The organism is Leptolyngbya sp. FACHB-321 (genome assembly GCF_014695975.1).
GTDB lineage: Bacteria > Cyanobacteriota > Cyanobacteriia > Leptolyngbyales > Leptolyngbyaceae > Stenomitos.
Genome location: NZ_JACJPI010000084.1, coordinates 223,158 through 233,393, shown reverse-complemented (window position 1 = coordinate 233,393; position 10,236 = coordinate 223,158). Strand labels below are relative to the sequence as shown.

6 protein-coding genes are annotated in these 10,236 nt (G+C 50.8%); 2 read left to right on the top strand and 4 right to left on the bottom strand.

The window, feature by feature from the left end:
- The first annotated feature begins 221 nt into the window (after positions 1 to 221).
- The gene (locus H6F76_RS27985; RefSeq protein WP_190446199.1) at positions 222 to 1,484 is read left to right on the top strand and encodes a DNA repair exonuclease; all 1,263 of its coding nucleotides are present in this window, start codon (positions 222 to 224) and stop codon (positions 1,482 to 1,484) included.
- A 38-nt stretch (positions 1,485 to 1,522) separates the two neighbouring features.
- Here H6F76_RS27985 and H6F76_RS27980 read toward each other — a convergent pair whose 3' ends face one another.
- The 3 genes from H6F76_RS27980 to H6F76_RS27970 all read right to left on the bottom strand — a co-directional run bounded on the left by H6F76_RS27980 (position 1,523) and on the right by H6F76_RS27970 (position 6,405).
- Positions 1,523 to 3,466: an adenylate/guanylate cyclase domain-containing protein gene (locus H6F76_RS27980; RefSeq protein ID WP_190513250.1), complete on the bottom strand. Its 1,944-nt coding sequence runs from the start codon at positions 3,464 to 3,466 to the stop codon at positions 1,523 to 1,525.
- 179 nt (positions 3,467 to 3,645) lie between these two features.
- Complete coding sequence (locus H6F76_RS27975; RefSeq protein WP_190513248.1) at positions 3,646 to 4,533, bottom strand: FecR domain-containing protein; 888 nt, start codon at positions 4,531 to 4,533, stop codon at positions 3,646 to 3,648.
- A gap of 387 nt (positions 4,534 to 4,920) precedes the next feature.
- The gene (locus H6F76_RS27970) at positions 4,921 to 6,405 is read right to left on the bottom strand and encodes an outer membrane beta-barrel protein (protein WP_190513246.1); all 1,485 of its coding nucleotides are present in this window, start codon (positions 6,403 to 6,405) and stop codon (positions 4,921 to 4,923) included.
- A 619-nt stretch (positions 6,406 to 7,024) separates the two neighbouring features.
- On the opposite strand from H6F76_RS27970, the gene H6F76_RS31220 reads away from it, so the two are divergent.
- The gene (locus tag H6F76_RS31220) at positions 7,025 to 8,911 is read left to right on the top strand and encodes a FecR domain-containing protein (protein WP_199322538.1); all 1,887 of its coding nucleotides are present in this window, start codon (positions 7,025 to 7,027) and stop codon (positions 8,909 to 8,911) included.
- Between the two features lie 79 nt (positions 8,912 to 8,990).
- On the opposite strand, the gene H6F76_RS27960 is transcribed toward H6F76_RS31220, so the two are convergent.
- Positions 8,991 to 10,076 carry a beta-galactosidase gene (locus tag H6F76_RS27960; RefSeq protein ID WP_190513244.1) on the bottom strand — a complete coding sequence of 362 codons (1,086 nt, stop codon included), beginning with the start codon at positions 10,074 to 10,076 and terminating at the stop codon, positions 8,991 to 8,993.
- Positions 10,077 to 10,236: the final 160 nt, after the last annotated feature.

The window sequence follows — 10,236 nt, the reverse complement described above, 5'->3', positions numbered from 1 at the left end:
TTACCATTGTGGATACGTCCGTTCTTGACCGTTTTGACGGACGCACAAAGGGGGCAGGCAGGCATAGGAGGAGAACAACTCTACTTCTCTATCATTACATCTTGAGCACTACCAGCAATGTTATATAGCACCAGGTCTACAGGTAGTGTGATCGGTCAGAAGCGACCGCCGCTCTACAGACAATCAGTTAGACTGGCTCTAATAACCAACGCTCGATCGCCATGCCGCGCTTTCTTCATGTTTCGGACATTCATCTAGGGTTTGATCGGTACGACAGCAAAGAGCGCACCAAAGATTTTTATCTAGCGTTTCAGGATGCGTTGTATCAGTATGCGATCGTGCCCCAGGTTGATTTTGTGGTACTGGCTGGTGACCTATTTGAGCATCGACATATTCAGCCAAACATTCTTAATCAGGCACAGCTTTGCTTGCAAGAGTTGAAGGAGGCAGGCATCCCAGTCTTGGCGATCGAGGGCAACCACGACAACACACCTTATGGCACCAAAACAAGCTGGCTGCGCTACTTATCCGATTGGGGTTTGCTGGTATTGCTAGAGCCAACGACTGCAAATGGCACCGCATTGTATGAACCGTGGGACTGGGAAACGAAGCGTGGCGGCTACATTGATCTGGCTTGCGGTGTGAGGGTCTTAGGGTCTTGCTGGTATGGCGCATCGGCTCCGACGGCGATCGCCTCTCTCGCTACAGCGATCAAAGACCTTCCTCCCGCTCCAGCTCATACAGTAATGCTTTTTCACCACGGACTAGAAGGACAGATTGCTCGCTATCACGGTGCGTTGCGCTATAACGATTTGCTGCCGTTGAAAGAGGCTGGCGTTGAGTATCTAGCGCTGGGGCACATCCACAAAAACTACGTTGTGGAGGACTGGATTTTTAACCCTGGTTCTGTCGAAGCAAATAATGTAGAAGAAAGTCAGTTCGATCGTGGTGTGTATCTGGTGTCGCTAGACGCATCGGGCATTCATGCTGAGTTGAAACAAGACTACACGCAACGAACGATCGTACGGCTGAAGGTAACGGCACGCGGGCAAGAAAGCCTAGAAGAACTGGAAGAGATGGCGATCGCAACAGTGCAGCAAGCCGTGCAGTCGGGTAAAATCCGTGCTGCCGATGCGCCCATTGTCGAGTTACGCCTTGAAGGTCAGGTAGCGTTCGATCGCTTGGAACTGGATACACGCAAACTTCAGCAGCAGTTGCAGCAATTGACAGGCGCACTGATTTTTCTACTGCGGTACAACGTTGATTCGGTTGCCTACGCCTCTCACATCACTGACGAAGCCGATCGCTGCCAGGTTGAGCGTGAGGTCTTTCTCGATCTATTGGTGGCACACAACACCTATAAAAAGCAGGCAACCGAACTGGCACAAGGTTTAATTGACCTGAAGGAGCAACAGCAGCAGGGGCAATCAGAGGCAGACCTTTATCAATTTGTACAAAGCCTTTTGCAAGAGTCAAAGAGCTAACGAGAGGCGGACGACTACACGCTTAAAATATGATCGCCTCAAGATTCTGTCGCTTCTATATAGCCTAAATAGCGTCGCAATTCTTCGTGAACCTGATGATAGAGCGTGGGTGCTTCTCCCTTTAACCCAATCAAACTGTAAAGACGGCTAGGACTATCTTCTCGTCCACGCAGCAAATGTTCCCCCACAAACACAACTTCAACGTGCTCTTGTACCCGTTGGTAGAGCGCGTCAGTGATCAAAATATCTGTCCAAAAACTTTTAGTCAGTCCTTCAACGCGGCTGGCAACATTGACCGTATCGCCAATAACGGTATATTCCAAGCGGCGGAGTGAGCCAATGTTTCCAGCAATGACCTCTCCATAGCTAATACCAATGCCGTGATAAAGCAAGGTTTTGCCCTCTTGCTGCCACTGCGAGCGCAAGGCTGCTAACGCCTGTCGCATTCCCAGCGCTGCCCGAATCGCATTCATGGCATCCGTTTCTTCACCATAGGAAACTGGGGAGCCAAATTCTGCCATGACGGCATCGCCAATAAATTTGTCGATCGTGCCACTGGCGGCGGCAACTGCTTCGACCATCGCATTGAGATAAGTATTTAGCAGAGACACCAATGTCTCGGGCGGTAGCTTGTAGGACAGCGTAGTAAAGCCACGAATGTCGCAAAAAAGTACGGCAGCATTGAGCTTGCGCCCTTGCAGCAACGCCTGGAAATCCTCCGGTTGGCTGAGAATTTCTTTCACGATCGGTTTGGCAACGTAGCGCTCTAACGTACGGCGCAGGCGTAGTTTTTCAAGCTGGTCATTGGCGGCTCCTGTACTGAGATAGAAAAGCCCACTGAGCGAGATCGCGAGGAATGGTGCCGCCACGGGAAGAATCAAGCCGCCATAGACAAAGCTGGCATAACCCACCAGCCACCAGGCACCCGCGATTACGATCGCCAGCACAAAGCGCGGCGTTGTCCGTTTCGAGACTTGACCGATCGCTAGCCCAATGCCAGCAAGGACAAGGAACAGATAGAAACCACGCCAAGCCGGATCGGGCATGACCTCAGCGATCGCCCGATCCTCTAGCAAGGTGGCAATTGCGTTGGCATGCACTTCTATACCAGAAAGATCGCCAAAGGGGGTCGGGTGAATATCCTGTAAAAAGGCAGCCGTCGGTCCTATCAAGACAATTTTGTCTTTGAAGATTTGCTCCTGCTTCAGTCGTTCCCAGTTTTGAGGGTAGAGTACGGTCCAAAACGGAACAATTGCAAACGTATTTGAACCACCGTAGAAAAATATATAGTCACCCTTCGGTGCGTTAAACGGGAGTTTTGAGGTTTGTAAGCTCGCTTCATCAAACGAGAGCAGGTCGGACTTTGACTGTCGCAAGTCGGCATCAATCTGGTTAAGGTACACACTAGCAAAGCGACGAAGCTGTCCATCTGGCTCCGGCGAGTAGTTGATAAGCCCGATCGCTTTAGGGTCAACTTGAAACATGGGATCGGGATAAACCAATTGATCTAAACCACCCCCAATGCTCTCGGACGTAGCATGAATTGCTGCCAGCGTCACTCGCCCAGCATAGCGTTTTAGAGTCTGCTGGAGACGCTGATCATCAGCGGGACGTTCGCTTGGCAAATCCCACAGCACATCAACAGCTACGGATCGAGCGCCTGCTGCCATAATTTTATCGATCGCCTCTGCATAAGCAGTCCGCCTCCAGGGCCAAGAGCGGATCGACGCTAGTTCCTTCAATTCTTTAGCATCTCGCCCCCGCGTTAGTGAATCGTCGTCGATCGCCAAAATCACAAGCTCTGGTGGCGGCGCTACTTCACCCCTCAGCCGAAAAAAGAGCGCCTGAGTCTGCAACTCCAACAGCACCAGCGGTCGAAAGTTAAATCCTGTAGCGATCGCACTTGTGACTGCCCAACTAATGATGAGCACAGGCGCGATCGTGGCAGGACTCACCCTCCATCGGCGTTTTGTTTGAGTCATTGGTGATGCGGGTAGAGAGGTAGAAAGGTGAAGGGGTAGGAGGAGTAAAGGGGTAAAGAGTGAAGGAGTGGAAGAGTTTTGAGTTGGTTGAGCAATTAGCTATAAGGTTTCAGCTTTTGCCTTCTACCTCCTACCTCCTGTCTTCTGCCTTCTGCCCTCTACCTTCTCTCCCCCCACCTCTAAAACGGTAAACGAAACGGCAAACGAATTGGCAGCTTGAGACTGGGAAGGCGCGGTAAGCGAACAGGGAACGGCACGCCTGGAAATAACTGCTGAAAGCTTGCCTGGATTTTTGCCATGCCGGGTAGCTGATTAGTAAACCCATTAAAGAGATTGCCCGTCAGAAGGCTAGTGAAATCTCCCTGGGTCAGCTTTTCGACCAGTCCTAGGGTTCCAGTAGCGCTAATGGTGACTTTTTCACCTGCTTTCAGCACAATTTGCTTTGCTTCCGTGGGGAGAATGTCGATCGTCTCTAGAGGTTTAGGCAATGGTTTGGAAGCAGGATTTTTGGGAAAGGACGGCAGTTTTGGCAGCGCCGAAGGCAGAGAGAATTGTTTATTGCCCGTAGTCGGTTCAGTATCATTTGGTTCTTGCCGCTGTGACACTACCACCTCTCCTTCCAAAACTTTGATGCCTGTGTCGCCACGAGTCGCTTCTAGCACGTAAGTTGTGCCACGCACGCCTGCAACAACAGAGGCAGTACACCCATTCATGGCGCCGTTCACTAACAGCGTACCCTGCTGGAGACGAGCACATTGCCCAACAGTTAAGACAGAGTTTTGCGCCAAGCGCCCGATCGCGCCCGTGTTAAATGTAAGCTGTGCCCGTGCTTTGCCAGTACGAACGCGCTGCCCTCTTTTTGCAGAGTCATTAACCTTTGCTTGTCTGTTTTGGATGAACACCTGGGGGCTGTCTAGCACTTGAGTAATTCTGGCTTGATTGATTGTAGAAGCTTGAGCCGCGATCGACGATTGAGTAACTACTACAAACCACAACGTACAGACAAAGACCAGCAGAAGGCGGCTTGGTCTGCCTTCAACACCACGCAATTTAGAAATAGTCAACATAAAAGCGACTCCGGAGCACTACCTTTAACAAGTTGATCCATGAAGGTAGATTCCCCTGATGATTGATCGCTAGCAACACCATTACAGCAACGACATGAGGTGGGACATAATGCCTGCTTTCCACTACTCACCTTTTCTGCCACTTTCCCTTGCAGGAATGTCCTTGCAGAAAAGCAGTCTGGTGCTTGATCGGTTGCTTATTAAAAAGACAGCTCACGGCGAATGCGTAAAGGCACTACCTGACTCTCTCTACTAAGCCATGCAAAGCAATTCCAGAGAGTCTTGAGCTAATTCACCGCCAAAGCCTAACCTATCTTTGTAAAAACTTGTTTCGTTAACGACGGAACTACACTTGCCTATGTAGACGCACCCTGTCAGCAGTTGTTCTCAAAAAAGCCCTAAATTTACCGAAAGGCTCACTCCCAAGATCAGGCTGTTAAACTCGATTGCTGGGTCAGTAGAATTGCCAAAGCTGTAGCCAACAAACATATTTAGTTGTGTATTCCGAAACGCTGTATAGGTCAGGCGAGCCGCCAACTGATGATATTCGTCGTCTCGCCTGATAGCTGTAAAGTTCGCTAGCGCAAATTGATAGTCAAGTCCGACCTGGAGGTTGGGCTGCACATTATAGCTAAGTGAAGCAATAAAGGAATTGAGTACCCGCGATCGACTGTCGGGGTCAGCGAAACTTAGCCGCAGTTGGTAAAACGTACTGAGCAAGAGTCGTTTATTGAGCTGATCGCGGCGACTCAGCTCCAGCCGAACTGCATGATCGTTTAAAAAGCGTGTCCCGATCGGCAACCCTGGAATCTTGCTACCTGCAATAAAAAGCTGCTGATTAGTCCAACCAATTTCACCAAACATGGTTGGTGACAGCCGTTGAAAAATGCCAGCCCGGAACTGTAGCTCGTTGTAATCAATTTGGGATTGCGTGTTGTACCGAATTAAATTGCCGTCAATCGCACCAATAAAGTAGGTATTACGTCCTAATGCTGGTGCTGTAAAAAGAGTCAAACCAGGTCTGAACAAGCCATCATCGACCGGATCGATCGCCGAGAAAACGTTGCTGCTTCTAAAGTAGTCGAGGCGACCAACAAGGTAGACCAGTGGTTGCCGGGATGGGGGTGGGGGTTGCACTGTTTGTATCGGCAGACAACCAAGTTCTGGGTCTAGTGCAACTCCCGATGCACATCGCGCTGCTGTCTGTGCTTGTTGCTCTGAAGTCCCGTCTGCTGAAGTCCCAGATTGCTGAATTTTGGGCACTTGCAAGCGCAGCACACCCAGCTCAGGATCATTGAAAACGGAAGTGGGCGGGTTGCTGTCACTTTGCGCCAAGGAGGGGCTGTTACTCTGGGCGATCGCCCCAGCCAGTGCCTTCTCCATCACTGTTGTTGGCTCAGAAAAAGCGAAGGAGGTAATGGATTCAGCGGTCTCGGCTGCAAGCCTATCTTGCACAGGTTGGAGCGGCAAAAGTGCTGCGGCTCGATTACGTTGTGCGTGTGGTTGCTCCAACTGCGGTAAAGCCACTGGAGATGAAGCAGTGGCTGGCGGAAGTTGGCGAGACGAACGTGACGAGACTACCGCGATCGAGCTTTGAGTCGCCCTTAGTGTAGCGTCAGTATCAGGTGTGGAGGGTATAGAAGAGGGTTGGGGCGTAGACCACTCCAACTGCGGTAAAGCCACTGGAGATGAAGCAGTGGCGGTCGGCAACTGGCGAGACGAATGTGACGAGACGACTACGATCGAGTCTTGAGCTGCCATTGGTACAGCGTCAGTATCGAGCGTGGGATATGTAGGGGGTTGGGGCGTAGACCAGGCTGGACTACTAAGCAAGACACTGCTCCAGATGATCAGTTGTTGCCAGGTTGCCAAGCGGGGGGGTAAACAAAGCCTCAAAATGGTCGGTGAGTGACGAGTCTGCAAATCAGGAACCGTAGAACTACTGAATCTATTTAAGCCCGGTAATAGTAACTCTTGTGCGTTTAACACTAGAGATAGACTGAATTTTTAGAAAAAATTTTACTAACCTAAATTATTAGGCTGTCGAAATCGCCCTTCTGCCATCGCCCGAATTGGGGATTATTCGAGCGTTAAACATATTGTTAATATAAGAAAAGTAAGCTTGTAGTCAGATCGCTTTACACTTGCTTTAATTAAGGCACGCTCGTACACTAAAAAATGTCTACGAGAAAATACGCAAATCTGTTTAAACCCTAAAAATACTCCTTTTGAGTCTGTTGAGCCTGGTGCCAAAAATGTTTTGTAGAGTAGTGACCCTGTAGACTACAGAGTTTTTTAGATCAGCAAGTTTCAGAGCCCTAGCTTTAGATCGGCTGGTTCTAGTCCTACAAATGCAGATGTTGGGTTAAGTGACTGCAAACAAAAACCACTGTATTGACCCTATATCAATGAAGGAACAGCAGCTCGAATGGTTGATTAAGTGGCTAAAGTGCCGCTGCCAGAATGCGATCGCTGAATGCTTGGAGCTATTATGTCTCGCAGATTTTCCCTGATCATCGCATTGAGCTTATTTGGTACTGGCACACTGGCTTTGCCGCCCGTTGCTAGTGCTGAAACCCCTTTGACTAGAGCTACAGTGCAGGCACTTCGCAATCAAGTGCAGATCATCCTAAAAAATCGGGTTACCCGGGCTGCTCAAAAGGCTGACACAATGACCCCCGGTGATTCTCTGGCAACGGCTCGTCGGTCTTTTGCAGAGTTACGCTTTAACGACAATTCTTTAGCACGAATTGGCGAACGGGCACTGTTTCAATTTGTCCCTCGCACCCGCAATTTTTACCTTGGCAACGGCACAGCTCTGCTGCTGATTCCCCCGGGTCAAGGACGGACAAACGTTCGTACACCGAATGCAGCAGCTGGCATACGTGGTTCGGCGCTCTTTGTTCGCTACAACGAGGATACCAACACGACGATCGTTGGAGCGCTTACCAACAGTCGTATTGAAGTGTCAAACAAACAAAACCCGCAGGCTCAAACGCTGAAAGCGGGACAAATGGCAGTCATTGTTCAAGACCAGATTGTCCAGGTTTACAACTTTGATCTGAACACTTTCTACCAGACCAGTGAGTTAGTTAAAGATCTGGATTTACCATTACGCAACGCCACACCAAGCGCTGATCCTGGTATCGCCGCAGTGCAGGCAGAAACGGCTCAAGCTGTTAGAGAACAGGCTCCTCTTATTGGTCAGGTGTCTGAAAATCCTGCTTTTGTCAGTCTGAGTCCGGCTCCTGGTCTTCAAACGGCGGTAACACCAAGCCCTGCGAATCAGGTAACGCTTACTCCGTCTGGTCTTGACTTGTCTACAGCTAGACAAGCTCTCGTTGCCAATCCAGCTGCTCAAGCGTTTACATCTCCTAGTGAAGTTATCCAGCCAGGGGTGACTACGCTGCCAGCCCAACTTAGTATCCCTAACAATGCAAGCGTGAACGTAGCGGCACCCCTTTCAGTGCAGCCCGTCATCGCACAACCATTACCTAATTCAAATGTGACTATTGGCGGGATAGCGTCTCCTGAGCCTACTATCACTCTTCCCGTTTCCCCAACGTTGCCTACACCCCCAGTTTCGGAGGCTCCTCCCCCAATTACGCCGCTCGAACCAGTACAGCTAGCACCTCGTCCTGACCCGGTAACGCCGCCACCCGGTTCGATGGCAGCACCACCAATTCCAGAGCGACCAGCACCAGCACCAGTAGTGGTAACGCCACCACCCACTCCTACTCCTGTACCGCAGGCTCCAATACAGCCAGCACCTCGTCCTGACCCGGTAACGCCACCACCCAGCCCGACAGCCGCACCGCCAATTCCAGAGCGACCAGCACCAGCACCAGTAGTGGTAACGCCACCACCCACTCCTACTCCTGTACCGCAGGCTCCAATACAGCCAGCACCTCGTCCTGACCCGGTAACGCCACCACCCAGCCCGACAGCCGCACCGCCAATTCCAGAGCGACCAGCACCAGCAGCACCAGTGGTGGTAACGCCACCACCCACTCCTACTCCTGTACCGCAGGCTCCAGTACAGCCAACACCTCGTCCCGACCCGGTAACGCCGTCACAAGCAAGTCCGGCTCCAGTTATCGTTACCCCACCCGGTAACCCAACACCAGCCCCGCAGGCTCCAATTGTAGCTCCAGCACCTCGTCCTGACCCGGTGATGCCACCAACGCCTGTAGTGCAGCCCGCTCCAACACCGATTAGTCCGGTTACGGAAACACCAGCAGTTCAGACGCCGATCGTTACCCCTCCAATCTTAGTAACACCAGCACCAACAACTCTAGATATTCAGACTGGAACAACTGGAACATCAGTACCGATACAGCCCGGTATTGGCGGCGTAGGGGCACCATTATCCAACTAAGCGGCTCTGACGAAGCCCTATCTGCGCTTATAAAGAGAATTAAGTATCCTGGTTCTCTTCAGAGGTTTGTCGCGCGCTCCTACGCTTCAATAATTTGTTGCATTGTCCACCACCAGAGGTTGCGGTTATTTTTCTTCTGCCAGTACCAATATTCGCAGCCCCATAGCATAACGGTGCCGTAGCCTAAATCAGTCAGTGAGTTCACCAACTTACTGGTGCGTATAGGTGTGCTGCTGGGGTATTCTGCTTTTGCCATCGCAACTAATTGGTTCAGTTCCCACGGTTCTGCCTGCGCTTCAGCGATCCAGTCTTCTTTTTTGTAATAAGCAAGATTCGTCTGCCATTCCTTAAGTTTTTGCCAGAAGGGTGGCTGCGGTTGCAGATAAGAGAGCGAGCCTCCGGCAGGAACTTTGGTGTAAACGTTGATTCCCACAGCATCGGCTAAGTTGATACTTTCTTGGAAGGCGCGATCGTCCTCTGCCAAGTCAGCAGCCGGCAAACTAATAGCAGTTGTCATCACGAGCTTTTGGTTCGGTGCTGCTAGGGAGCGAACCAGGGCTGTTTCGCGCTGCACAAATTCGTAGCTCAGATAGCGTCCAGCGGTAATTTCTAACCGTGTAAACGGTTCGTTCTCAATTTGCCAATAGTTCAGATTGGGCGCGTTACGGACATGGTTGACGACTGCTTGGGTGAAGTTTAAAGCGCGATCGCCGATCGCAGGATTCAGATCCACTGCTGCCTGGTTCGTTGATGTATCGTGGCGGGCATGAAGCCAATCAGGAAAGTGAAATTCGGGCCAACGCGGCGCTTTCATCCCAACAGTTAAGACAACTTCAATGCCGTGTCGATGGCTTTCGTCTAGCAACCAATCTAGCGCCGTGAAATCGAACTCATTCTCAACTGGTTCAATTTCGTGCCAGTAGCTGCACAGCCGAATGCGATTGAACCCCAGAGAGCAAATTGCACGAAATGTCTCCCGATAGTCCAACCCCATGTAGTGGCATTGAAGTTGACTGAACGTTGTACCTAAGTTTGTGGGTCGTCTGAGTCCAGTTAGTCCAAGCGACAGTTTGGAACCAGAGATTGCTTGTACGTGATCGGCGCTCAAAGACGTGAAAAACCCCAGGGCAGCCATCGTAAGCTGAGTAAACCGTCTGCGCGTCAAGGGGGTCGTCCTTTGTGATGTCATAACAGTCATATCGCTCTGAGTGCTCCCTTAGAGTGCCCGCACACGCTTATAGGGTGGCACATCATTGCGTTAAGCTCTGTTAAAGCAACGTTATCTACCGATTTCCTCTTTACACACTACCCTTTTTACATACTAC